This window comes from Rahnella inusitata (genome assembly GCF_018288855.1).
GTDB classification, from domain to species: domain Bacteria; phylum Pseudomonadota; class Gammaproteobacteria; order Enterobacterales; family Enterobacteriaceae; genus Rahnella; species Rahnella inusitata.
Genome location: NZ_CP065024.1, coordinates 4560263 through 4583773, shown reverse-complemented (window position 1 = coordinate 4583773; position 23511 = coordinate 4560263). Strand labels below are relative to the sequence as shown.

20 protein-coding genes and 1 other RNA gene are annotated in these 23511 nt (G+C 53.6%); 5 read left to right on the top strand and 16 right to left on the bottom strand.

Going from position 1 to position 23511, the window contains the following annotated elements:
- Positions 1 to 20: 20 nt before the first annotated feature.
- Together I2123_RS21330 and gltB are read right to left on the bottom strand one after the other, a co-directional pair.
- Entirely contained in the window at positions 21 to 1439 is a 1419-nt protein-coding gene (locus I2123_RS21330; RefSeq protein ID WP_112169234.1) for a glutamate synthase small subunit, read from the bottom strand.
- Between the two features lie 9 nt (positions 1440 to 1448).
- Positions 1449 to 5906 (bottom strand): glutamate synthase large subunit, encoded by a 4458-nt coding sequence (gene gltB, locus I2123_RS21325; RefSeq protein ID WP_112169236.1) that lies wholly within the window; start codon positions 5904 to 5906, stop codon positions 1449 to 1451.
- A gap of 869 nt (positions 5907 to 6775) precedes the next feature.
- Between gltB and arcB the strand changes: the two genes are divergently transcribed.
- Both arcB and mtgA read left to right on the top strand, forming a co-directional pair.
- Positions 6776 to 9115: an aerobic respiration two-component sensor histidine kinase ArcB gene (gene arcB, locus I2123_RS21320; RefSeq protein ID WP_213051474.1), complete on the top strand. Its 2340-nt coding sequence runs from the start codon at positions 6776 to 6778 to the stop codon at positions 9113 to 9115.
- A gap of 896 nt (positions 9116 to 10011) precedes the next feature.
- Entirely contained in the window at positions 10012 to 10740 is a 729-nt protein-coding gene (gene mtgA / locus I2123_RS21315; RefSeq protein WP_112169240.1) for a monofunctional biosynthetic peptidoglycan transglycosylase, read from the top strand.
- An 81-nt stretch (positions 10741 to 10821) separates the two neighbouring features.
- On the opposite strand, the gene dolP is transcribed toward mtgA, so the two are convergent.
- From dolP to I2123_RS21295, 4 genes are all read right to left on the bottom strand, one after another.
- Entirely contained in the window at positions 10822 to 11397 is a 576-nt protein-coding gene (gene dolP / locus I2123_RS21310) for a division/outer membrane stress-associated lipid-binding lipoprotein (RefSeq protein WP_112169242.1), read from the bottom strand.
- 9 nt (positions 11398 to 11406) lie between these two features.
- Positions 11407 to 11997: a DnaA initiator-associating protein DiaA gene (gene diaA / locus I2123_RS21305; RefSeq protein WP_056776362.1), complete on the bottom strand. Its 591-nt coding sequence runs from the start codon at positions 11995 to 11997 to the stop codon at positions 11407 to 11409.
- A 30-nt stretch (positions 11998 to 12027) separates the two neighbouring features.
- A complete protein-coding gene (locus I2123_RS21300; RefSeq protein ID WP_112169244.1) occupies positions 12028 to 12402 on the bottom strand; it encodes a YraN family protein in 375 nt (124 codons plus the stop codon).
- Positions 12403 to 12479: 77 nt separating this feature from the next.
- On the bottom strand, positions 12480 to 14504 hold the full coding sequence (locus I2123_RS21295) for a penicillin-binding protein activator (RefSeq protein ID WP_213051473.1): 2025 nt from the start codon (positions 14502 to 14504) through the stop codon (positions 12480 to 12482).
- Between the two features lie 62 nt (positions 14505 to 14566).
- Here I2123_RS21295 and rsmI point away from each other — a divergent pair, with 62 nt between their 5' ends.
- Together rsmI and rnpB are read left to right on the top strand one after the other, a co-directional pair.
- Complete coding sequence (gene rsmI, locus I2123_RS21290) at positions 14567 to 15436, top strand: 16S rRNA (cytidine(1402)-2'-O)-methyltransferase (protein WP_112169248.1); 870 nt, start codon at positions 14567 to 14569, stop codon at positions 15434 to 15436.
- 25 nt (positions 15437 to 15461) lie between these two features.
- An RNA gene (gene rnpB, locus I2123_RS21285) (RNase P RNA component class A) lies at positions 15462 to 15840 on the top strand.
- A gap of 181 nt (positions 15841 to 16021) precedes the next feature.
- Here rnpB and I2123_RS21280 read toward each other — a convergent pair.
- Complete coding sequence (locus I2123_RS21280; protein WP_112169249.1) at positions 16022 to 16726, bottom strand: pirin family protein; 705 nt, start codon at positions 16724 to 16726, stop codon at positions 16022 to 16024.
- Between the two features lie 110 nt (positions 16727 to 16836).
- Between I2123_RS21280 and I2123_RS21275 the strand changes: the two genes are divergently transcribed.
- On the top strand, positions 16837 to 17742 hold the full coding sequence (locus tag I2123_RS21275) for a LysR family transcriptional regulator (protein WP_112169251.1): 906 nt from the start codon (positions 16837 to 16839) through the stop codon (positions 17740 to 17742).
- Positions 17743 to 17810: 68 nt separating this feature from the next.
- Here the strand turns inward: I2123_RS21275 and I2123_RS21270 are convergent, their stop codons facing one another.
- The 9 genes from I2123_RS21270 to exuR form a co-directional block, all read right to left on the bottom strand.
- A complete protein-coding gene (locus I2123_RS21270) occupies positions 17811 to 18794 on the bottom strand; it encodes a glutathione S-transferase family protein (protein ID WP_213051472.1) in 984 nt (327 codons plus the stop codon).
- A gap of 155 nt (positions 18795 to 18949) precedes the next feature.
- Entirely contained in the window at positions 18950 to 19342 is a 393-nt protein-coding gene (locus I2123_RS21265) for a DoxX family protein (protein ID WP_112169255.1), read from the bottom strand.
- A 258-nt stretch (positions 19343 to 19600) separates the two neighbouring features.
- On the bottom strand, positions 19601 to 19885 hold the full coding sequence (locus I2123_RS21260; RefSeq protein WP_112169257.1) for a YqjK-like family protein: 285 nt from the start codon (positions 19883 to 19885) through the stop codon (positions 19601 to 19603).
- On the bottom strand, positions 19882 to 20289 hold the full coding sequence (locus I2123_RS21255) for a phage holin family protein (protein ID WP_213051471.1): 408 nt from the start codon (positions 20287 to 20289) through the stop codon (positions 19882 to 19884). Before I2123_RS21255 ends, I2123_RS21260 begins: the two co-directional genes overlap by 4 nt.
- Before the next feature lie 2 nt (positions 20290 to 20291).
- Positions 20292 to 20594, bottom strand: a complete 303-nt coding sequence (locus I2123_RS21250) for an ElaB/YgaM/YqjD family protein (RefSeq protein WP_101074995.1) — start codon at positions 20592 to 20594, stop codon at positions 20292 to 20294.
- A gap of 148 nt (positions 20595 to 20742) precedes the next feature.
- A complete protein-coding gene (locus tag I2123_RS21245; protein ID WP_112169261.1) occupies positions 20743 to 21120 on the bottom strand; it encodes a DUF1090 domain-containing protein in 378 nt (125 codons plus the stop codon).
- Between the two features lie 155 nt (positions 21121 to 21275).
- Complete coding sequence (gene mzrA / locus I2123_RS21240) at positions 21276 to 21659, bottom strand: EnvZ/OmpR regulon moderator MzrA (protein ID WP_213051470.1); 384 nt, start codon at positions 21657 to 21659, stop codon at positions 21276 to 21278.
- Complete coding sequence (locus I2123_RS21235) at positions 21659 to 22339, bottom strand: DedA family protein (protein ID WP_112169265.1); 681 nt, start codon at positions 22337 to 22339, stop codon at positions 21659 to 21661. Before I2123_RS21235 ends, mzrA begins: the two co-directional genes overlap by 1 nt.
- A gap of 385 nt (positions 22340 to 22724) precedes the next feature.
- Positions 22725 to 23501, bottom strand: coding sequence for a transcriptional regulator ExuR (gene exuR, locus I2123_RS21230; RefSeq protein WP_112169267.1), 777 nt, complete (start codon positions 23499 to 23501; stop codon positions 22725 to 22727).
- Positions 23502 to 23511 lie beyond the last annotated feature (10 nt).

Here is a 23511-nt window from a genome sequence, read left to right as displayed (position 1 = left end):
TTTATTTATGACCTGGTAGATCAGACCTCGAGGAAATTCATAATCCCTTCAGCCGCTTTACGACCTTCGGCAATCGCCGTGACCACCAGATCAGAACCGCGAACCGCATCGCCACCGGCGAAGATTTTCGGATTGCTGGTCTGGAAAGCGTTATCGCTGCCTTCCGGTGCCAGGATGCGCCCCTGAGTATCCAGTTCGACGTCGTGTGCAGCCAGCCATTCCATTTTGTGAGGACGGAAACCGAAGGCCATGACCACGGCGTCTGCTTCCATCACATGCTCGGAACCGGCAACAATCTCAGCGCGGCGACGGCCATGTGCATCCGGTGCACCCAGTTCGGTACGCGCCATGCGTACGCCGCAGACCCGGCCAGAGTCATTCAGTTCAATGCTCAGAGGTTGCAGGTTGAACTTGAATTCCACGCCTTCTTCACGCGCGTTCTTCACTTCGCGGCGTGAGCCCGGCATGTTCTCTTCATCACGACGGTACGCACAGGTCACGTGAGTCGCACCCTGACGGATTGACGTACGTACGCAGTCCATCGCTGTATCACCACCGCCCAGCACCACCACGCGTTTCTTGTCCATAGTGACGTAAGGTTCTTCCTGACTGTCGTCGTAACCCATCAGCTGTTTGGTATTGGCGATGAGGAACGGCAGGGCATCATACACGCCGGGTGCATCTTCGTTCGCCAGACCGCCGCGCATGGACTGATAAGTCCCCACGCCGAGGAAGACAGAATCGTATTCCGCCAGCAGTGCATCAATGGTGATGTCTTTACCGACTTCCGTATTGAGTTGGAACTCGATACCCATCTCCGTGAAGATTTCACGACGCTTGGTCATGACCGATTTTTCCAGCTTGAAGGCCGGAATACCGAAGGTCAGCAGGCCGCCGATTTCCGGATGACGGTCATAGACCACTGCTTTGACGCCGTTACGGGTCAGTACGTCGGCACAGGCCAGGCCAGCCGGCCCTGCGCCGATGATAGCCACACGTTTACCCGTCGGATGAACGTGAGACATATCAGGACGCCAGCCCATTTCGATGGCTTTGTCGCTGATGTAGCGTTCGATGTTACCGATGGTCACCGCGCCAAACTCATCGTTCAGGGTGCAGGAACCTTCGCACAGACGATCCTGCGGGCAGACGCGCCCGCAAACTTCCGGCAGGCTGTTGGTCTGGTGCGCGAGGTCGGCGGCTTCCATGATGCGACCTTCGTTTGCCAGCTTCAGCCAGTTTGGAATGTAGTTGTGTACCGGACATTTCCATTCGCAATAAGGGTTACCACAGGACAGACAGCGGTCTGCCTGCGATGCAGCCTGAGTTGCTGAGAACGGCTCGTAAATTTCCACAAACTCAATTTTACGGATCTTCAGCGCTTTCTTAGGCGGATCAACACGCTGTAAGTCGACAAATTGATAAACGTTTTGACTCATCTTAACCTCTTACTGCGCTTGTACCCGCAGCTCAGCTGCGGAACGGCTACGGTGACCCAACAATGCTTTGACATCACTGGACTTCGGTTTAACCAGGGCAAATTTCGGTGCCCATTCAGGCCAGTTTGCCAAAATCTCTTCACCGCGGGCGGATGCGGTCAATTGTACGTGTTCAATAATCAAACCGCGCAGATGCTCTTCATGGATGGCCAGATCGGCCACTTCCAGCACTTCCACCAGCTCAGGGTTGACGCGTTTACGGAATTCACCATCTTCATCAAGCACGTAAGCGAAGCCGCCGGTCATGCCTGCGCCAAAGTTGACGCCGGTACGACCCAGTACACAGACGATACCGCCGGTCATATATTCACAGCCGTTGTCGCCGATGCCTTCAACCACGGTAATCGCTCCGGAGTTACGCACCGCGAAACGTTCGCCTGCGCGACCCGCCGCAAACATCTTGCCGCCGGTGGCACCGTACAGACAGGTGTTACCGATGATGCTGGCTTCGTGACTGCGGAACGCCGAACCGATAGGTGGGCGAATGGCGATACGGCCACCGGCCATGCCTTTACCCACGTAGTCATTCGCGTCGCCGGTCAGCATTAAGTCCACGCCGCCTGCGTTCCAGACGCCGAAGCTCTGGCCTGCGGTGCCGTTGAAGTTAATACGCACCGGATCTGCCGCCATGCCCTGATCGCCATGTTTCTCTGCAATCGCACCGGACAACATCGCGCCGACAGAACGGTCGGTGTTACGAATATCGAAGTAGAACGCTTTGCTCTGCTTGGAATCGATATGCGGCGACGCCTGCTCGAGAATGTCTTTATTCAGCTGGCCTTTGTCGAAGGCCGGGTTACCTTCGGTGCAGTACACCGCTTTGCCTTCATGCGGCGTGGCGGTCGCCAGCATCGCAGAGAGATCCAGACTGTTTTGCTTCGCGGTGAAGCCGTCCAGCTCGGTAAGCAAATCGGTACGACCGATCAGATCTACCAACTGGCTGACGCCCAGCTCAGCCATGATTTCACGGGTTTCCTGCGTGATGAACTTGAAGTAGTTCACTACGCGCTCTGGCAGGCCGTGATAATGGTTGCGGCGCAGTTTGTCATCCTGCGTTGCCACGCCGGTGGCGCAGTTATTCAGGTGGCAAATGCGCAGGTATTTACATCCCAGCGCGACCATCGGGCCGGTACCAAAACCGAAACTCTCTGCGCCCAGAATGGCCGCTTTGATGATGTCTAAGCCGGTTTTCAGACCGCCGTCTACTTGCAGACGAATTTTGTGACGCAGGCCGTTGGCCACCAGTGCCTGCTGTGTTTCCACCAGACCCAGTTCCCACGGACAGCCGGCGTATTTCACCGAAGACAGCGGGCTTGCGCCGGTGCCGCCGTCGTAGCCTGCGATAGTGATCAAATCGGCATAGGCTTTTGCCACACCGACCGCGATGGTGCCGACCCCCGGTTCAGAAACCAGTTTCACCGAAATCATCGCTTTCGGGTTGACCTGTTTCAGATCGAAGATCAGCTGTGCCAGATCTTCGATGGAATAGATGTCATGGTGCGGCGGTGGAGAAATCAGGGTCACGCCCGGCACGGAATAACGCAGTTTCGCAATGTATGGCGTCACTTTGTCACCCGGCAGCTGGCCGCCTTCGCCCGGTTTTGCACCCTGCGCTACTTTGATCTGAATAACGTCAGCATTCACCAGATACGCCGGTGTCACGCCGAAGCGGCCGGAAGCCACCTGCTTGATACGGGACACTTTATTGGTGCCGTAGCGCGCCGGATCTTCGCCGCCTTCGCCGGAGTTTGAACGTCCGCCGATGCTGTTCATCGCTTCGGCCAGAGACTCATGCGCTTCCGGGCTTAACGCACCGATAGACATCGCCGCGGTATCGAAACGGGTGAACAGGCCTTCCGCCGGCTCTACCTGATCCACCGGGATCGGCTGGTCTTTCGGTGTCACTTTCAGCAAGTCGCGCAGTGTGGCGACCGGACGCTCGTTAACCAGTTTGGCGTATTTTTTATAGTCGTCGTAATCACCGCTGTTTACTGCGGTTTGCAGTGTGGTGACCACATCCGGGTTGTAAGAATGATATTCACCGCCGTGGACGAATTTCAGCAATCCGCCCTGATCCAGCGTTTTACGTTTCAGCCACGCGCGTTTGGACAGGTTCAGCAGATCCTGTTCAAAATCAGTGTAACCGGCACCGCCGATACGGCTGACCACGCCGTTAAAGCAGGTGTTGCAGAGATCTTTCGCCAGACCGACGGCTTCAAACAGTTTGGAACAACGGTAAGAGGCGACGGTGGAGATGCCCATTTTGGACATGATCTTGTACAGACCTTTGTTGATGCCGTTACGGTAGTTCAGCATCACTTCACGGTATTTCTTCTCGATAACCTGCGAATCCACCAGCTTGGCCAGCGTTTCGTAGGCCAGGTATGGATAAACGGCGGTTGCACCGAAGCCGATCAGCACGGCGAAATGATGCGGATCGCGGGCGCTGGCAGTTTCAACAATAATGTTGGCGTCGCAGCGCAGGCTTTTCTCAACCAGGCGCAGCTGCAGCGCACCGACGGCCATCGGTGCAGGCAGCGGCAGGCGGTTAGCGGAAATGTTGCGGTCCGACAGCACCAGCAGCACCGCGCCGTTACGCACTTTCTCTTCGCCTTCGTCACAGAGTTTCTGGACGAACTGCTCCATATTTTGCTCGGTCGGATCGTAGGTCAGATCAAGCGTCTCAGCGCGATAGTGTTTACTGTCCAGCGTGGTGAGCTGTTTAAAGTCAGACCACAGCAGGATTGGCGATTTGAAGCTCAGACGGTGTGCCTGACCTTCGGCTTCGCAGAACACGTTCATCTCGCGACCAATGCTGGTCGCCAGAGACATGACGTGCGCTTCACGCAGCGGATCGATTGGCGGGTTGGTCACCTGCGCAAACTGCTGGCGGAAGTAGTCATAAATGATACGCGGTCGGCTGGAGAGTACGGCAAACGGCGTGTCATCGCCCATCGAGCCGACGGCTTCCTGACCATTCTCACCGAGTACACGGATGATTTGATCTAATTCTTCGCTGCTGTAGCCGAACTGTTTCTGGAAGGTTTCAAGCGTAGTGTCGTCCAGCTCGCGGCTGCCGACCTGATCTTCCGGCAGATCTTCGAACGGCACCAGACGCTGAACGTTTTTCTCCATCCACTGTTTATACGGATGACGACCTTTCAGATCGTTGTCGGTTTCCGCCGAGTGGTGGATCTTCCCGCTGCGGGTGTCGATCACCATCAGTTCGCCCGGCCCGACGCGGCCTTTTTCGACTACTTCGTCCGGCTGATAATCCCAGATACCCACTTCAGACGCACAGGTGATCAGCTTGTCTTTGGTGATGACGTAGCGGGCAGGACGCAGGCCGTTACGGTCGAGGTTACAGGCGGCGTAGCGGCCATCTGACATCACGATACCGGCCGGGCCGTCCCACGGTTCCATGTGCATGGAGTTAAAGTCGAAGAACGCGCGCAGATCGTCGTCCATATCCGGGTTCTGCTGCCAGGCTGGTGGTACCAGCAAACGCATGGCGCGCAGCAGATCCATACCGCCCGCCAGGAACAGTTCCAGCATGTTATCGAGCGAGCTGGAGTCCGAACCGGTTTCATTGACGAAAGGTGCAGCATCTTGAAGATCGGGGATCAACGGCGTTTTGAATTTGTACGCACGGGCGCGTGCCCACTGGCGGTTACCGGTGATGGTGTTGATTTCACCGTTGTGGGCCAGATAACGGAAAGGCTGAGCCAGCTGCCAGCGCGGTACGGTGTTGGTCGAGAAACGCTGGTGGAACAGGCAGATCGCCGATTCCAGACGCAGGTCGGCCAGGTCTAAATAGAAGCGTGGCAGATCCGCAGGCATACACAGGCCTTTATAGATAGTGACCACGTTGGAGAAACTGCACACGTAGAAGTCTTTATCCTGAACGCGTTTCTCGATGCGGCGGCGCGCCATATAAAGGCGTCGCTCCATATCACGCGGACGCCAGCCAGCAGGCGCGTTGACAAAAATTTGTTCGATGCGGGGCAGGGAGGAAAGCGCGATTTCACCGAGGACATCCGGATTGGTCGGAACGTCACGCCAGCCCACCACGGACAGCGTCTCGTTTTGCAGCTCTTCTTCAACAATGCGGCGGCTTTCAGCCGCTTCTGTTTCGTCTTTGCTGAGGAATAGCATACCGACGGCATAGTTCTTCGCCAGACGCCAGCTGCGCTCTTCGGCGATCATGCGGAAGAAACGGTCCGGCTTCTGTAAATGCAGGCCACAGCCGTCGCCGGTCTTGCCGTCAGCAAGGATCGCGCCACGGTGTTGCATACGGGCCAGTGCGTGGATTGCCGTACGCACGACCTTATGGCTAGGTTCGCCTTCAATATGGGCGATCAGGCCGAAACCACAGTTGTCCCTCTCTTGGGATTTATCGTACAACATATCGTGAACCCCCCAGGCTCTGCGAGACTCTCACACCAACCGCGAGGGCACTATAGACAGAGATTGCTCGCATTTTCGCGCACTCTTGCGGTGCGTTGAATGCCCGGGCATCTCCGTCAAAGGCCTCTCGTGATGGTGCTCACAAGTGGTGGTTGACTTGTTTTAATGAGGGAGTCTTCAATTACTGCATAAATATGACGAGTTGCTCACCCGTCGAGATTGCTTCCAGCGGACTCCCAACTTAGCGAGAAAGCACTGACAGGTCAAATGGCGAATTAAGTTATATTAAAAGTGATATAAAGAGATTTAATTATATGAAATATATAGAAATTATGGTGTTTTGATTGGCGTATTTTCGGTGGGGTCATGCCTGCAAAGTGTGAGCTGACTCACTATGGGGAAAGCTTCAGATCTCCGCACCATGCTGGCACGGGCGTAATTACCAGTATTTTATACTGCAAAAGACTGTGCTGATGCGGTTTGTCACTGTTTTTAACCGGGTCGTAATAATGTACTAATACGGCTGCGGTAATAAGAATTATTCATACAGTCATCAATGACTTTATTTGCAGTAATAATGAATAGTTATGCCTGCGCGGGCAGCGCCTTCAGGGAAAGGTTTACGGGGATAAAGAAGAAAAACGTTAGCCGGAGGGCATTTGGCCGGGCTACGGGCAGAATATGGCCGGCCGATATTAATAATATCGTGGCGAAAATTAGTCAATAACTCTGCACTTATTTCCCGCATTGCACCACAGCAAGCCCCTGCAAGGTGCAGCTCACAACTTTATGCTCAATATCCGCCCTCAGACTCACCCCGGTGAGGTTTTGCGGTATGATTCACGCGACTTCGTTTTAAGGGAACCGTTATGAAGCAAATCCGGGTTTTAGCGCAGTATTATGTCGATCTGATGGTCAAACTGGGGCTGGTGAGATTCTCACTGCTGTTGGCCTCTGCGCTGGTGGTACTGGCGATGATTGTCCAGATGGCGGTGACCATGCTTCTGCGTGGCCAGGTGGAAAGTATCGACGTGGTTCGGTCCATCTTCTTTGGTTTGCTGATCACGCCCTGGGCCGTGTATTTCCTCTCGGTGGTGGTCGAGCAGCTTGAAGAGTCACGGCAGCGGTTAACGCGTCTGGTTGATAAGCTCGAAGAGATGCGCCATCGCGATCTCGAACTGAATCAGCAACTGAAAGACAATATCACCCAACTGAATCAGGAAATCGCCGACCGTGTGAAAGCGGAAGAAGCACGTCTGGCGGTGGTCGATAAGCTAAAACTTGAAATGCATCACCGCGAGCAGGCGCAGATAGAACTGAGCCAGCAATCAGCATTATTACGCTCCTTCCTCGATGCGTCCCCGGATCTGGTGTATTACCGCAACGAAGATAAAGAATTCTCCGGCTGTAACCGTGCGATGGAATTGCTGACCGGTAAAAGCGAGAAGCAGCTGATCGGCCTGACGCCTGATGATGTGTATACCCCGGACATCGCCGAGAAAGTGGTGGAGACCGATGAAAAAGTATTCCGTCACAACGTTTCGCTGACCTACGAACAATGGCTGGTGTATCCGGATGGCCGTAAAGCCTGCTTCGAACTGCGTAAAGTCCCGTTTTACGATCGTATCGGTAAGCGCCATGGCCTGATGGGCTTCGGACGCGATATTACCGAGCGTAAGCGCTATCAGGACGCGCTGGAGAACGCCAGCCGTGAAAAGACCACGTTTATTTCCACCATCAGTCACGAGTTGCGTACGCCGCTGAACGGCATTGTCGGGCTTAGCCGCATTCTTCTCGATACCGAACTCGATAAAGAACAGCACAGCTACCTGAAAACCATTCACGTCAGCGCCATCACCCTTGGCAACATCTTCAACGACATTATCGAGATGGACAAAATTGAGCGCCGTAAAGTGCAGCTCGATAACCAACCGGTGGATTTCACCGAGTTCCTGTCCGATCTGGAAAACCTCTCCGGTCTGCTGGTGCAGCCGAAAGGGCTGAAGTTCATCATGGAGCCCGATTTACCCTTGCCGCGCAGCATCACCACCGACGGCACGCGTTTACGCCAGATCCTGTGGAACCTGATCGGTAACGCCGTGAAATTCACCCGCGAAGGCGAAATCGTGCTGAGCGTGCATTACGAAGCTAATGACATGCTGCGTTTCGTTGTGCGTGATTCGGGGATGGGGATTCCGCAGGACGAGCAGGACAAAATCTTCGCCATGTATTATCAGGTGAAAGATCGCAACGGGGGCAAACCGGCGACCGGCACCGGTATCGGTCTTGCCGTGTCGAAGCGTCTGGCGCAGGCGATGGGGGGCGATATCACCGTCAGCAGCGTGCCGGGGCAGGGATCAAGCTTCACCTTAACCGTACGCGCGCCGACGCTGGATGCACCAGTCGCACAGGCTGATGACGAAGAGGATATGCCGCTGCCAGCGCTGCACGTGCTGCTGGTGGAAGATATCGAGCTGAATGTCGTTGTGGCCCGCTCGGTGCTGGAGAAACTCGGTAACAGCGTGGAAGTGGCAATGAACGGTCATGACGCGCTGGAGATGTTCGATCCACAGGAATTCGATCTGGTGCTTCTGGATATCCAGCTGCCGGACATGACCGGGCTGGATATCGCCCGCAAACTGCGCACCGATTACGCCGGTCAGCATTTGCCGCCGTTGATCGCGCTGACCGCCAACGTACTGAAAGACAAAAAAGAGTATCTCGACGCCGGAATGGACGATGTGCTGAGCAAGCCGCTGTCCGTTTCTGCGCTGACCGCGATGATCCAGCAGTTCTGGGATCATCAGCCTGATGTTTCCCTTGTGCAGAAGGAGCCCGTAGTGATGAAAGACAGCGAAGCTTTACTCGATACCGCCATGCTGGAGCAGTACATCGATCTGGTTGGCCCGCAGTTGATCTATCAGAGCGCAGACATGTTCGAAAAAATGATGCCGGGTTACCTCGCGGTATTGGATTCCAATATGACGGCGCGCGACCAGAAAGGGATTGCGGAAGAAGGGCATAAAATTAAAGGCGCGGCGGGTTCGGTCGGTCTCAAGCATTTGCAACAACTGGCGCAGCAGATACAGACGCCGACGTTACCGGCATGGTGGGATAACGTGCAGGAATGGATTGATGAGCTGAAGGCTGAGTGGCGAAATGATATACAGGTATTGCGCGAATGGACGGCAAACGCTGAAAAAAAATAACCCCAGCCGAGGCCGGGGTGCGCGAATACTGCGCCAACACCAGGGAAAGAGGTAACCCACGATAGTTGTTAGGGTTTGGATTTCGCAGGTCTTGGAATTCAGCGTTAAGTCTAATACATCCTGTAGCAATCAACATAACAAATATAAGCTGAACTGTTACAACATTCATTAAAAACTGTGATGTAGATTAGTCTTTGTCTATACAAAACATCAAGTCTTTATCGCAGGATTTTTGAGAGATTACAAATGAAGGTTGCTGATGTCTTCCCAAAGGCATGCAGTTTTACTTATGTTCATGAAAATAAAGGCACTGATTTGCTGGTTTTTCCAACAGAATTTCAGTGTCGTTAATCACTACAATGATAAACAACAGCGTGCCAAGCCACTGTAATTCATGATTTATAGGCATCTATTGATCATATATTGATCAAAATGGCCGGCAGTTTTCCGTATCCTAAGTGTAATGAAAAAATTTCACTTAGGTTGGAAAGGAAAATGCCGGGCATACATGCAAATTCGCCCCTGAATTTTGGTTTATTTGCGTTACAGATTTGACTTAGTAGCAATAAATTTCAGAGATAAATTGATGAGAGTTCGTTCAGTTTACATAATCTAATTCATTAGATTTTCTAACCAATTTTTTTTCGATTTGTTACGAGTTACAAACAGAGATCACACGAAAAACAAATGAGGCAAAAGGCATGGGAACCGGTTCCCATGAGGCGGAACTCATTGATGATATGGATCAAAAATATTTTTATTTATTCATTTTATGGGTAAAAATCTTAACAATATAAACAGATTGTTAGCAATTTGAGTCGTTGTTTCGCTAGCCTAAACCGGCAGCTTCTTACGGAGATTGATTAGATGGTCAGATGTGTTGTGGAAAGTGCTGAATGAATAAATCTTCTAAAAGAGGTCTGTTACGTAAGCCACTGTTATGGCTGAAACGTGTGCTGATATTGATACCCTGCTTATGGATAGCAGGTATCGTTATTTTTGCGTTTTTACCGGTGCCATTTTCAGCTGTTATGGTGGAAAGGCAGGTCTCGGCGTGGCTGACCGGCGACTTTGGCTACGTCGCACATTCCGACTGGGTGTCTATGGACGAAATTGCCTCGCCGATGGCGCTGGCCGTCATGGCGGCAGAAGATCAAAAATTCCCGGAGCATTGGGGATTTGATGTGGATGCCATCCAGTCAGTGCTCGATCGTGATAAAGAGGGCGGTAAGATGCGTGGCGCATCGACTCTGTCGCAGCAAACCGCAAAAAACCTCTTCTTGTGGGACGGGCGCAACTGGATCCGTAAAGGGCTGGAAGCCGGGCTGACCGTTGGTATTGAAACAGTCTGGACCAAGCGACGCATCCTGACGGTTTACCTGAACATCGTGGAGTTTGGCGATGGCGTCTTCGGTGTCGAGCAGGCCGCTCAGCACTTCTTCCATAAACCCGCCAGTAAGCTGACCGCGTCGCAGGCGGCATTATTGGCTGCAGTGCTGCCTAATCCGCATCTGTTTAAGGTCAACGCGCCGTCGGCGTATGTCATGCGCCGACAGCAGTGGATCCTGCGCCAGATGAGCCAGCTCGGTGGCGAGTCTTTCCTGCGGGAACATAAACTCAACTAAGTTTAGCGAAGTTGAACGCATAAAAAAGGACAGCATGAGTGCTGTCCTTTTTCGTTACTAAGGTTCTGACAACCGTCGGAATTACTTCACATAAGTAAATGCCGTGGTGACGTGTTTCACGCCGCTAACACCTGCTGCAATACCCGCCGCAGATTTACCTTCATCTTGTGTCACCAGACCCAGCAGGAAGACTTCGCCGTTTTCGGTGGTGACTTTCACGTTAGAAGATTTCACTGAATCACTGGTCAGCAACTGCGAGCGGACTTTGGTGGTGATCCAGGTATCTGTCGACGCGGTGCCCATGCTGACTGGCTTGCCGGTACGGATTTCGTTGTACACTTCGGTTGCACCCTCCACACCCACAGCAATCTGTTTGGCGCGTGCGGCCATGTCCGGTGTCGGCGCCTGACCGGTCAGCAGGACTTTGCCCTGATAGGCGGTCGCCACGATACGGGCTTCGTCTTTCAGCTGTTTATCTTTGCTGATGGCATTGGAAACACGGGCTTCCAGCGTGCTGTCGTCTACCTGAGTACCAACGCTACGCGGGTCAGTGGTGGTTTTGGTGGCCACGCCAGCTACGCCAACAACGGCGGCGGCAACGCAACCTTGTAAAAGAAGGGCGCTAAACACTACTGCAAAGAGGGAACTTGCCTTCATTGGATCTCCTTAATCGTCCTGGTGAGGGAACAGCGTGCTATCAATCAGGTCACAGAGGCAATTCACTGTGAGCATATGCATTTCCTGAATACGGGCGCTGCGATGGGACGGGATGCGGATCTCAACGTCATGAGGCCCCAGTAAACCCGCCAGCTCGCCGCCGTCATAACCCGTCAGTGCCACAATCGTCATATCACGGGTTACCGCTGCTTCAACGGCTTTAACAATATCACGGCTGTTGCCGCGCGTAGATATCGCCAACAGGACGTCGCCCGCTTGTCCCAGCGCCCGCACCTGTTTGGCGTAGATTTCGTCATGCAGCCGGTCATTCGCGATGGCGGTCAGCACAATGTTATCTGCACAGAGTGAGATTGCAGGAAGGCTCGGACGTTCAGTTTCAAAACGATTAATCAGACTGGCGGAAAAATGCTGAGCATTGGCCGCAGAAGTGCCGTTACCGCAGCACAGAATTTTATTGCCGTTGAGCAGCGATTGCACCAGCGTCATCGCGGCGCGGGAAATCGCGTCAGGCAAGGCTTCTGCCGCTGCAATCTGGGTTTGGATACTTTCGGTAAAGCAGACTTTGATTCTATCCAGCACGGGTTTTCGTCCAGTCAGTCGTCATAATATTTATTCCGCATTGAAGGCATCACGCAGCCATTCTATCTGGCTGCCGGTGATGGCAAAAACATCAAAACGGCAAGATGATGTGTCAAAGCTTGCGTGACGTGCGGCAAGCCAGAAAGATGCAGCACGGAGTAAACGCTGCTGTTTTTGACGCGTTACGCTTTCCGCCGCGCCGCCAAAGTTCGCATTGCGCCGGTAGCGAACTTCAACAAACACCCAGGTCTGCTGGTCGCGCATGATCAGGTCAATCTCTCCCGTGCGGCATGCCACATTGGCCGCCACAAAGGTTAACCCTTCGCGTTCAAGATAGCGTCGTGCGAAAGCTTCATACTGATCCCCACACGATCTTGCTCGCAACTTTGACACATTTCCAAACATCAGTACGTCCTTGTACCTGTAAAATTCTGAATTCCCTTCGCGCTCGGGCTGTTTCAGTTATCTCTTAGAATCGAGTCTTAAGAGGAAACCGGCACCAGCGAGCCTTGGCGGTATTGCAGCCACGGCAGTTTACGATGGATCACGCAGTTAGGGTTGGCGCTCAGATCTCCTGTGCTGCCGGACACTTCAAAGCCTGGCAACGTGCGCATTTGGGAGAAGTGATTGGCCAGACTCCAGGCATCAATCCCCATTGCGTAGAGACGCACCAGCGAGTAATCGTTGCCAAATTTTGCGGTGGCCTGCTGCATCAGCGCCGGGTTAGAACCTGCCAGCAAGGGAATATCGCTAAACTGCACGCCTTCCATTTCCAGTCGGTAATCCGGACCTGCACCGGCCTGATAGCTGCGGGAGCTGGCATACACGGACGGACGCGAACGGCCACTGCCGCTCATGTCGAGCATCGGTTTGATCAGCGTCAGTTCGTTTTGCGTGGCGACAACGTAGACAGAATCCACTGCACCGCCTGAGCTGCCCTGAACAATCTGAGCGTCAGTCGGCGGTGCCGGAATGGTGATCCCGCCGATGGTCACACCCTGCGCCTGCGCAGGTGCGGCGGCATCACTGGCCATGACCGGCGTACCGGTCAGGCGAATGCCGCTGCCGATTGAGGAGCGTAATTCCCCCGCAGAACCCAGACCTTGTTTCAGGACGGTCTGACCACCCAGCTTCTGCCATTCATTAGCAAACGCCTGTGCGATTCGATCGCCAAAGTTGCCACGCGGAACCAGCAGTAACGGCATACGTTTTTGCTGCGACCACATATGGCGTGCGGCATCCTGTGCCTCGTCTTCCGGCGAGAGCGCAAAGTAACAGATATTCGGGGCGTTTTTCTCAGTTTCTGGCTGATTGAGCGCTAAAACGTTCAACGGGGTTTGATCAGAAGACAGCTCGTTCACCTGATCTTTCAGCAACGGACCGACGACAAGCGTTGCGCCATCTTGCTGAGCCTGCGTCAGCAACGCGCTGAGCGGCTGGCCATTGGTGTCGTAGATTTTGACCTGTGCATTGCTGCTGGCAACCGGTGCGGTGGCAGGAGCAGACGTTTGCGGCTGTTCTGTCGGCGTCGCTGTACTTGCGCTCGCGTCCGGCGCAGAGGTGCTGACTGCGGCATCAGGATCCGTGGCGGGCTGAGCCTGCGCATTTTGGTCTACCGACGCATTTTGTGGTGCAGGTTGTGAAACCTGGCCGGTCATCGCGGCATTAAAGCCCTGCTGGATGGCATTACCGTACACCTGCGCCGGGCCGCTCATCGGCAGGAATAGCGCAATTTTACCGGTGGAAGCCTGCTGGAATGACAGCACATTATTAAGCTGCACTGGCAGGTTTTTGGCTGCCGGATTGACCGGATAACGGCGCTGCCAGTCTTTGATACCGGCTTTCAGCAGATCAGGATCCTGCTTATTGCTCTGCCAGACGCTGAGTAAATCCAGCCATCCCTGCAAGGTATTTTCGTCCGCATTGATAACAATGCTGGAGGCATCCTGCGCAGAAAGCTGGGTCAGCGACATCCAGGTACGGTCGATGTTGTCCTGATGCGGCTGGCCCTGCAACAGCGGCTCCTGCGCGATATAGGCACGGATCACGCCGAGGCTGGTGCGGCCCTGACTGGCGTCGATTTGCGCCTGATAGTATCGCGCCTTCTGATCGTTGGTCAGCGAAGTTGGGTCGATGATGCTTAACGTGGTGGCTGCTGGCGCGAAATCTTTGAGGGCGAGCTGGACTTCGGCCGTCGTCAGTTTTTGTTCCAGCTGTTGCTCGGCACTCAGTTGCTGGGTCATCGCGTTCAACTGGTTATAGGCTTGCGGAGCTTTGCCTTCGCGCACAAGGGCACGCACTGCAAGCAATTGCCAGTCAGCCTTGTTATCATCACCGCTTTGCTGTGCCTGTTGCAGATAATAGTCAGAGCTGCCGGACGCTGCACCCTGGACACTTTCAGTCGGTGCCTGTGGCGACTGACCGCTACAGCTGGCGAGCAGCATCGCTACGATAATGGCAGGGAGCAAACGTCCCGAACGGGTACGAAAAGTCATTGAGGAAGGCATTCAGTTTCCAGTGATGTTTTTTTCAAGATGCTCAATATTAAATCGGCAATCCGGATGAAACAATGAATCAACACGATCAAGCAGATATTTCTGCATCAACGCTGTACATCGTACCCACGCCAATCGGCAATTTAGGGGATATAACCCAACGTGCATTGGCCGTGCTGAGCAGCGTGGATTTGATTGCGGCGGAGGATACCCGCCATACCGGATTATTGCTTCACCATTTTGGTATTAGCGCCAAAATGTATCCGCTTCATGACCACAATGAACAGCAAAAAGCCGAGCATTTATTATCAAAACTTCAGGAAGGTCAAAGCATTGCGCTGGTTTCTGATGCCGGGACGCCGCTGATTAATGACCCCGGCTACCATCTGGTACGTCGCTGTCGTGAAGCCGGTGTGCGCGTGGTGCCCTTGCCGGGTGCCTGTGCGGCGATCGCCGCGTTATCCGCCGCCGGTTTGCCTTCCGATCGCTTCTGTTATGAAGGTTTTCTGCCTGCGAAAACAAAATCGCGAAAAGATACCCTTCAGGCGCTGATTGAAGAGCCACGGACGCTTATCTTCTACGAATCCACCCATCGCCTGCTCGACAGTCTGCAGGATATGGTGGAAGTTTGGGGGCCGGATCGCTACGTGGTTCTTGCCCGTGAGCTGACCAAAACCTGGGAAAATATTCGTGGCGACGGCGTCGGTGCATTACTGGCCTGGGTGCTGGAAGATGAAACCCGCAAGCGCGGTGAAATGGTACTGATCGTCGAAGGCCATAAAGCCGATACCGAGGCGTTACCGGCAGAAGCTTTGCGCACGCTGGCGCTGCTGCAAAAAGAACTTCCGTTGAAAAAAGCCGCCGCGTTGGCCGCCGAAATCCACGGTGTGAAAAAGAATGCGTTGTATAAATACGCGCTTGATGAGCAAGAGGGTGACAAATAGGGCGTAATACCCTATCATCCGCCGCGGAGTTGACCAGACAGTCGCCGCTTCGTTGCCGTCCCTTTCGGGGGAGACAGATGGAGGGGAGGAAAGTCCGGGCTCCATAGGGCAGGGTGCCAGGTAACGCCTGGGAAGCGCGAGCTTACGACAAGTGCAACAGAGAGCAAACCGCCGATGGCCCACGCAAGTGGGATCAGGTAAGGGTGAAAGGGTGCGGTAAGAGCGCACCGCGCGGCTGGCAACAGTTCGTGGCATGGTAAACTCCACCCGGAGCAAGGCCAAATAGGGGTTCACATGGTACGGCCCGTACTGAACCCGGGTAGGCTGCTTGAGCCAGTGAGCGATTGCTGGCCTAGACGAATGACTGTCCACGACAGAACCCGGCTTAACGGTCAACTCCCTCGTCAAAAGAAAGCCCGCGTAGCGTTTGCTACGCGGGCTTTCGCCTTTTTCCCGTCATCATTATTCCAGCCGCAGATGCGTTGGCTGCATTGACTCACCCTAATCACTTACCAAAGTAAGCTCATCGGGATCCGCTCATTCACCGCCTTCCTGCAGCCGAATGATGTAGGGGCTTCCAAACTGCTACACCGGCAAATCGATCAGCAATGCCCGCAGCGCGGTGCTGGCGGAGACGGTCAGGCTATTTTCCTGATGAATGAATGCTCCATCGCCGCAGGCCAGTTTTTGGCATTCGCGGCTGGCTGAGCCCTGCGCATCCACCTGTCCGTGAATTGACTGCAAATACGCACGCGGTCCGCGGATCGGAATCGAGATATGTTCGCCCGCCGCTAAATCCAGATGATGGATCCACACGCTTTGCCGCAGTTGCAGGCTGCCCGCTTCGCCATCCGGAGAAGCCAGCAGAAAACTTTTCGTATTTGGCAGCGCCATTTTTTGCGTCACCGGATTTTCATGCTCCGGGCAGGCATCCAGCCACAACTGCATGCGCGTCAGCGGCTGTTTCTCGCTGGTGTTCAGTTCGCTATAGCTGACATTGGCCTGCGTCGAGAGCAACGCGGCTTCACCGGCTTTCACCCGCACACTGTGCCCTTCGCTGTCGCGGTACTCTGCTTCACCCTGCAAGACCAGATTCAGCACGTCCACGCGCGGATAGGTTCGCGGCTGAAAACTGGCGCCTGGCGCCAGCACTTCCTGATTCAGCACACGCAGTGAGGCGTAGCCCATCAGTTTAGGATCGAAGTAGTGACCAAAGGAAAATGTGTAGCGGGCTTGCAGCCAGCCAAAATCAGCGGTGCCGCACTCTTTTGCCGTTCTGCTGGTAATCATGGCGGTCGCCTCAGTTAAAAATTTCAATGGATAAATGGTAAGCGTCTGGACGTGTGATTGTTAGCCAGTTAATCTGGTCGCTATATTCAAATTTCCTGAAAGAGAAAAGAATGGCTAAGGATCGCGCACTCACACTGGAAGCCTTAAGGGTCATGGACGCCATAGACCGGCGCGGCAGTTTTGCCGCCGCTGCCGATGAGCTGGGCCGCGTCCCGTCAGCCCTGAGCTACACCATGCAGAAGTTGGAAGAGGAGCTGGACGTAGTGCTGTTTGACCGTTCAGGTCATCGGACAAAATTCACCAATGTGGGCCGTATGCTGCTCGAACGTGGTCGCGTACTGCTGGAAGCAGCGGATAAACTGACCGTCGATGCCGAAGCGCTGGCGCGTGGCTGGGAAACGCAGATCACCATCGTCTGTGAAGCGCTGTCACCGGCGACTAAACTCTTTCCGCTGGTCGAAAAACTGGCGCTGAAAGCCAATACGCAGGTGTCGTTGATCACCGAAGTGCTGGCCGGTGCCTGGGAACGTCTTGAGCAGGGCCGCGCTGACATCGTCATCGCCCCCGATATGCACTTCCGCTCATCAACGGAAATCAACAGCCGTAAGCTGTATAAGCTGGTCAGCGTCTATGTAGCCGCACCGGATCATCCCATCCATCTGGAAGCGGAACCGCTCTCTGACGTCAGCCGCGTGAAATATCGTGGGATTGCCGTGGCCGATACCGCCCGTGAGCGTCCGGTGCTGACCGTGCAGCTGCTGGACAAACAACAACGTCTGACGGTAAGTACGCTGGAAGAAAAGCGTCAGGCTTTGCTGGCAGGCTTAGGTGTGGCGACGATGCCTTATCCGATGGTGGAAAAAGACATCGCCGAAGGGCGTTTGCGGGTGGTGAGTGCGGAATACAATCACGAAACCGACATCATTATGGCCTGGCGTCGCGACAGTATGGGGGAAGCAAAAGCCTGGTTCCTGCGCGAAATCGTCAAACTGCTGGGCACGCGAGAAGTGAAGTGATTCTTTTCACTCATTAACAAGCCCATATTCCACGCCGTCCTTCCCCTTGTGAAAGGGGAAGGAGCCGGTCAGAAGCGGGTATCGCGACCGTGATCTGATTCTAAATCCTGCGCCGGGCCGGTGGAGATAATGCCGTGGGGATTGATCGTCGCGTGGCTGCGGTAATAGTGGTTGCGGATGTGCGCGAAGTCGGTGGTGTCGCGGATGCCCGGCATCTGATAGATATCGCGCAGGAAGCCGTAAAGATTCGGGTAATCGCTGATGCGGCGACGGTCGCATTTGAAATGCGTGACGTACACCGGATCAAATCGCACCAGCGTGGTCCACAGACGCAGATCGGCTTCGGTCAGCTGATTGCCGGTCAGATAGCGGTGTTTACCCAGTAAATCCTCCGCGCGTTCCAGCGCAGCAAACACGCCATCCACCGCTTCATCGTAAGCATCCTGAGACGTTGCGAAACCGGCTTTATACACGCCGTTGTTGAGCTGCGGATATACCCATTCATTAATCTCATCGATCGCCGGACGTAACGACTGCGGATAATAATCGCCCGCCCGCGCACCGACGGCGTCAAACGCGCTGTTGAACATGCGGAGGATATCGGCGGATTCGTTGCTGACTATAGTCTGCTGTTTTTTGTCCCACAGGATCGGTACGGTGACGCGTCCGGTGTAGTCCTTCTGCGCGCGCAGATAGACTTCATAGGCAAAATTCAGGTGATACAGATTGTCGCCGGTGGCGGCCGGGAAATCAGTCCCGAAGGTCCAGCCATTTTCCAGCATCAGCGGATGCACGACGGAAACCGGAATAATATCCTCGAGGCCTTTTAGCGTGCGCATCAGCAGAGTCCGGTGCGCCCACGGGCAGGCGAGGGAAACATAAAGATGATAGCGGTCGCGTTCTGCCGCAAAACCGCCTACGCCATGTTCACCGGGAGTGCCGTCGGCCGTTACCCAGTTACGGAATTGCGATACGGAACGTTTGAAGTGTCCGCCGGTAGACTTGGTGTCATACCAGATGTCTTGCCAGATGCCATCTACTAATTGTCCCATGGTCTTCTACCTTGTTTTCAGATGTTTTTTTCAGAAATAAAAAAGGGCGAGGTGATAAATCACATCGCCCTGCAGGTCTTACATATTATCTAATTATTCAAGTATAGCTGGGTATTGCCGGTGCGATGTCCGGCGTTTTCCCTGGTGTCGGGCAATTACCAGTTTTTCTTGATCAGACGGTCGATGCTGAACGCACCAGGGCCTGAAGCAAACAGGACGAAGAAACCACCGGCGATGGACAGGTTTTTCATGAACATCATTTGGTTTACGCCCTGAGCGAAATCAGTGTGGAAGATAAGCGCGGTCAGGATGGTGAAGACGGCGGTAATCAACGCTGTGGTACGGGTGAAGAAACCGAATAAAATCGCCAGGCCGCCGCCAAATTCCAGCAGGATGGTCAGTGGCAGGAAGAAGCTTGGCACGCCCATGGAAGCCATGTAACCGGCGGTTGCGGAGTAGCCATTGATTTTGCCCCAACCTGCAACGATAAACAGAATTGGCATCAGAATACGGGCAACCAGCAGGGCAGTGTCTTGTAACTTAGTCATCTTATTTCTCTCCGAACGTCATGTGCTCAAATTGAGCTTTAAATGTTACCGGCCCGGTCGGAAAATGTTTCCTGCCGTTACCGCATCAGTTGATGACGAGATAATAGGGGGAATGAAGACGCTTTGTTAGCAAGTAAATCTGTCTGATAGCTTCAAAAAAATTGAACGGGCTTAAGATTGTTATTCAAAAAGAAAAGGGCCGGATGAATGTTCATCCGGCCCTCAGACGTGAAAGCATTGATGCTAAGAGCAGAGCGCTTATTTCTGAGCGAACGTTTTACGGAACAGACGTACCGTTCCCCAGATCCCGAAAGCGCGTCGTGACCAGCGGACAATCACGCTGGGATGGCGAATACCGTAGACGGCGACCAGACTGGAGCCGACCACCAGATATTTACGCATATCCACGAGTTTCACCCAGCCGCGGTCGATTTTTGCAGTGGCATCCAGCCAGTCAGCACTGGCATGAGATAACTCATTCCGCTGGCGCTGTATCTTGCGCAAAAGTCTGACTTTCTCGATAGCGCGGTCCGGGGTGCTCATTGCTCGTCATCCTTCTCAAGCAGGGCGCGATCGACGTCAAGTTGCTTACGCGTGAGGCTGAGCAGCGTAGAGCGCTTAGCTTTCGCCAGCGTCATTGCGCCCAGAATCACCGCCAGCAGCAGCAGTACGCCGGTCGTGGTGCCCATAGCCATCAGGCGATAAGCCGGATCGATTGCCCAGAAGAGAACAACCAGCAGGCTCATCAGGCCGAAGGCAGTAAAGATCAGGGTAATACCGGCCATGAGCAGCAATTGGAAAATATTGGCCTTTTCCTCTTCCAGCTCAATAACGGCCAGTCTGACGCGCGTTTCGACAATGCCGACCACCACGGTGGCGACACGTTGAACAATGTCGAAAAGCCCTTTACCCGGTCCTTGTGGTGCAGGTTTTAACGGTTCAGCCATAATTATCGGCGAGCTAACAGAACGCCGATGACTACGCCGACCGCGGCACCAATACCGACGCCCGTCCAGGGTTTTTCATGTACATAATCGTCGGCTTTGCCGGCAATTTCTTTAGTCTGATAGGCAATTTTGTCACCCGTATCGCTCAGACGTGCGCGCGTATCTTTGAGCAGAGATTCCGCTTTACCACGCAGTTTATCGAGTTCAGCTTTCGGCTTATCGGTAGAGGTCTGGAGCACTTCTTCCAGGGTATCCGCCAATGACTTTAATTCAGCCCGCAGTTGTTCTGATGTATTACTCGCCATGTGTAAGTCACTCCATACGTTAACTGATTCGAACTTTTAACATAGCGGATATTCGGGTGATCGCAAATGCGAATTGTCTGTTTCAAAAAGCAAGATCACTCAAAAATCCGCCGTGGGAAGGGGAAAAATCACCTCTGACGGAATGAAATCAGTGGCCCTGGGCCTGTTTCAGTTCCGCTTGTGCTTCCTGCAACTTCTGCTGTTTTTTAACGATTTTATCATGATCGCCTTTTGCCTGAGCTTCTTTCAGCTCCTGCTCGCGCTCGCTGACTTTTTCACGTTTCTCTTCAACACGTTTTTCATTCTCAGCTTTCAGGCCGGCGTCGGTACAATGCGCCTTATTTTCACGCAGTGCTTTCTCCAGACCATTCACGCGGTTCTGATTTTTGTGCGCGCGAGCTTCGTCGATTTGTTTCTGAATTTCGTGTTGTTTGGTCACACAGCTTTCAGGCTGTGGTGCAGCAAAGCTGGCCGTGGTGAAGAGTAACGCAGGGGTTAAAAGCAGTGCAGATAAGGTCAGTTTCATCGTATAGCTTCCTTTTGATGGTTAAGTGAGTGTGGCACTTAATTCCTTGAATATAGAACGTCGAACAATAGATTTTATGAATAACTATCTTATAAATAATATCACCGCCAAATGGGCGGTGATATCAGACAATTTAACCAAAACAGCCAAAGTGCTTATCCAAACTTCAACCGGTCGCGGTTGAGCTTATCCAGCCACACCCTCGTACGGGGCGGCTCACAGTTCTGGATGAGGAATCCGGGCGGCAGAATATCCTGTAAAACGCTTTGCGCCATCTGGCGCTGTTCAGAGGAATCGAGCTGAACCACTAAACCGTCATTAAGTGGCGTAATGCTTTTGATGTGGATCCCACGCTGGCTAAGCCCCTGATAAACAAAAAAGCCGTCAGGCAGCGAAATCCCTGCTTTAGCCGGGCGAATTTGCAGCGCATTGCCGTTGGCGGGGATCCGTGAAATAGCCAGCCCGATCATGGCAGCGGTGGCCAGCAGCATGATCATCACCGGCAAGAGAAGAGAACGTTTCAGAAACCTGCGGCTCATTATGCGCTTTTGCCTTTGTTCTGGCGGTCGGCGTGTTTTTTACGCCACAGCACGACAATCGAACCGACCAGCCCGCCGACCAGCAACAGCACCGGCAATAACATCAGACAGTTCATCACCTGATCTTCGTATTTCAGGAATAGCGGTGTTTTACCGAGAAAATAGCCCAGCGAGGTCAGGATCATGATCCACAGGAATCCGCTGACCCAGTTGAAGAACTGAAAGCGGCTATTGCTCAGCCCGGATAAACCGGCGATGGTCGGCAACAGGGTGCGAACGAAGGCCAGAAAGCGCCCCACCAGCAGAGCCGAAAGACCGTGTTTATGGAACAGCGCGTGGGCACGTTCGTGATAATGGACAGGCAAATGCCCGAGCCAGCTTTGGACTATCCGCGTATTGCCCAGCCATTTCCCCTGTACATAACTGAGCCAGCAACCCAGGCTGGCGGCGGTGGTGAGCAGGAAAATGGTGAGCGGGAAATTCATCGCGTCTTTGGCGATCAGCACGCCGACCAAAATTAACAGGCTGTCGCCGGGCAAAAACGCCGCAGGTAGCAGGCCGTTTTCAAGAAAGATGATCATGAATAAAATCAGGTACAGCGCCCAGACCAGGGAAGGGTCAGCCAGGGTTTTATAATCTTGTTGCCAGAGTGCATCGATGAGAGAACTGATAATTTCCATCTGTTTCCTAAAACTCCATCATGTTCAGTGAGTCAGCGAAATACATCAGCGGAGAAACTGTCTCGACGCTGCCTGTAAGACTGATGTTGGGCGCCTCTTCCCTGGCGTGCGGTCTGGTTGCGTGTCTTGTGCGTTCCTACGCGTCATTTTGCCGTGTTTCACCTGGCGCAAACGGGTAAGAAAAGTCGTCTAACTGTAACAAAATAACAATAGCTCAGACAGGTAAATATAGCGCGTTGGGGCCGATCATTTAAGCCTGAAGCACGTTATGGAAAAGGGTTTTACATTGACTGACACTACTCGACAGTGACTGACAGGGAAGGGAAGTTTCATGCAGAGGCAGGAAAATGGCAGGTTGGGAGAATGAACCTGCCGTAATGCGGCTTTATTTATTATTCACTAATGGCTGATCGAGATGAACCACCGGATTTTCTGAATACAGGTAACGATCTACATTAAACTCGAAATCATCACTGGTGGCACGGAAAAGCATTTGTTTGGTGTTTTCCAGATGCTGCCACATGGCCAGTTTTGCCGCGTGCGGATCGCGGCGGATCAACGCCTTGAGGATCAGGTCATGATCTTCACACCAGCTTTCGATCGACTTTTCGTCGATATGTTCATGCAACTTGCGCCAGTACGGATTGTGTAAGCGCTGGCTCCACATCTTTTCGACGATGGTAGCGAGTGCGCTGTTTTGCGTCGCCTGCGCCACCTGCACGTGAAATTTAAGATCCCATTCTGAATCACGGAACCGGTCTTCCTGCCGCGCATGCTCCTGAATTTCCATCAGGCGCATGATGTCCTGCTTGGTGACCTGCGTGGCGGCAAACTCCGCGATATTACTTTCAATCAACTGGCGCGCCTGCAATAACTCAAACGGACCCGCGGTGCCAAATTCACTGCCGCAGTCCGGCACGACCAGATGGCGTTGCTGGTTGGACATCACATGAATGCCCGACCCTTTACGGACTTCCACATAACCTTCCACTTCCAGCATGATTATCGCTTCGCGCACCACGGTACGGCTGACGTTCATTTCATCGGAAATCAGACGTTCGGCGGGAAGTTTCTCGCCAACCGGATAGACTCCGGTCTCAACGCGTTCCTTAAGCGTGGCAGCCAGTTGTTGATAAAGGCGTCTGGTGTCTGTGGATTCCATGTGAGTGCTC

Coding starts and splice junctions, on each gene's coding strand:
- arcB (WP_213051474.1), top strand. CDS start 6,776: ATGAAGCAAATCCGGGTTTTAGCGCAGTATTATGTCGATCTGATGGTC.
- I2123_RS21300 (WP_112169244.1), bottom strand. CDS start 12,402: ATGTTTGGAAATGTGTCAAAGTTGCGAGCAAGATCGTGTGGGGATCAG.
- gltB (WP_112169236.1), bottom strand. CDS start 5,906: ATGTTGTACGATAAATCCCAAGAGAGGGACAACTGTGGTTTCGGCCTG.
- I2123_RS21265 (WP_112169255.1), bottom strand. CDS start 19,342: ATGACTAAGTTACAAGACACTGCCCTGCTGGTTGCCCGTATTCTGATG.
- I2123_RS21260 (WP_112169257.1), bottom strand. CDS start 19,885: ATGAGCACCCCGGACCGCGCTATCGAGAAAGTCAGACTTTTGCGCAAG.
- dolP (WP_112169242.1), bottom strand. CDS start 11,397: ATGAAGGCAAGTTCCCTCTTTGCAGTAGTGTTTAGCGCCCTTCTTTTA.
- I2123_RS21330 (WP_112169234.1), bottom strand. CDS start 1,439: ATGAGTCAAAACGTTTATCAATTTGTCGACTTACAGCGTGTTGATCCG.
- I2123_RS21250 (WP_101074995.1), bottom strand. CDS start 20,594: ATGGCGAGTAATACATCAGAACAACTGCGGGCTGAATTAAAGTCATTG.
- I2123_RS21245 (WP_112169261.1), bottom strand. CDS start 21,120: ATGAAACTGACCTTATCTGCACTGCTTTTAACCCCTGCGTTACTCTTC.
- I2123_RS21280 (WP_112169249.1), bottom strand. CDS start 16,726: ATGATTACCAGCAGAACGGCAAAAGAGTGCGGCACCGCTGATTTTGGC.
- mzrA (WP_213051470.1), bottom strand. CDS start 21,659: ATGAGCCGCAGGTTTCTGAAACGTTCTCTTCTCTTGCCGGTGATGATC.
- I2123_RS21275 (WP_112169251.1), top strand. CDS start 16,837: ATGGCTAAGGATCGCGCACTCACACTGGAAGCCTTAAGGGTCATGGAC.
- I2123_RS21295 (WP_213051473.1), bottom strand. CDS start 14,504: ATGCCTTCCTCAATGACTTTTCGTACCCGTTCGGGACGTTTGCTCCCT.
- exuR (WP_112169267.1), bottom strand. CDS start 23,501: ATGGAATCCACAGACACCAGACGCCTTTATCAACAACTGGCTGCCACG.
- I2123_RS21270 (WP_213051472.1), bottom strand. CDS start 18,794: ATGGGACAATTAGTAGATGGCATCTGGCAAGACATCTGGTATGACACC.
- I2123_RS21235 (WP_112169265.1), bottom strand. CDS start 22,339: ATGGAAATTATCAGTTCTCTCATCGATGCACTCTGGCAACAAGATTAT.
- rsmI (WP_112169248.1), top strand. CDS start 14,567: ATGAATCAACACGATCAAGCAGATATTTCTGCATCAACGCTGTACATC.
- mtgA (WP_112169240.1), top strand. CDS start 10,012: ATGAATAAATCTTCTAAAAGAGGTCTGTTACGTAAGCCACTGTTATGG.
- I2123_RS21255 (WP_213051471.1), bottom strand. CDS start 20,289: ATGGCTGAACCGTTAAAACCTGCACCACAAGGACCGGGTAAAGGGCTT.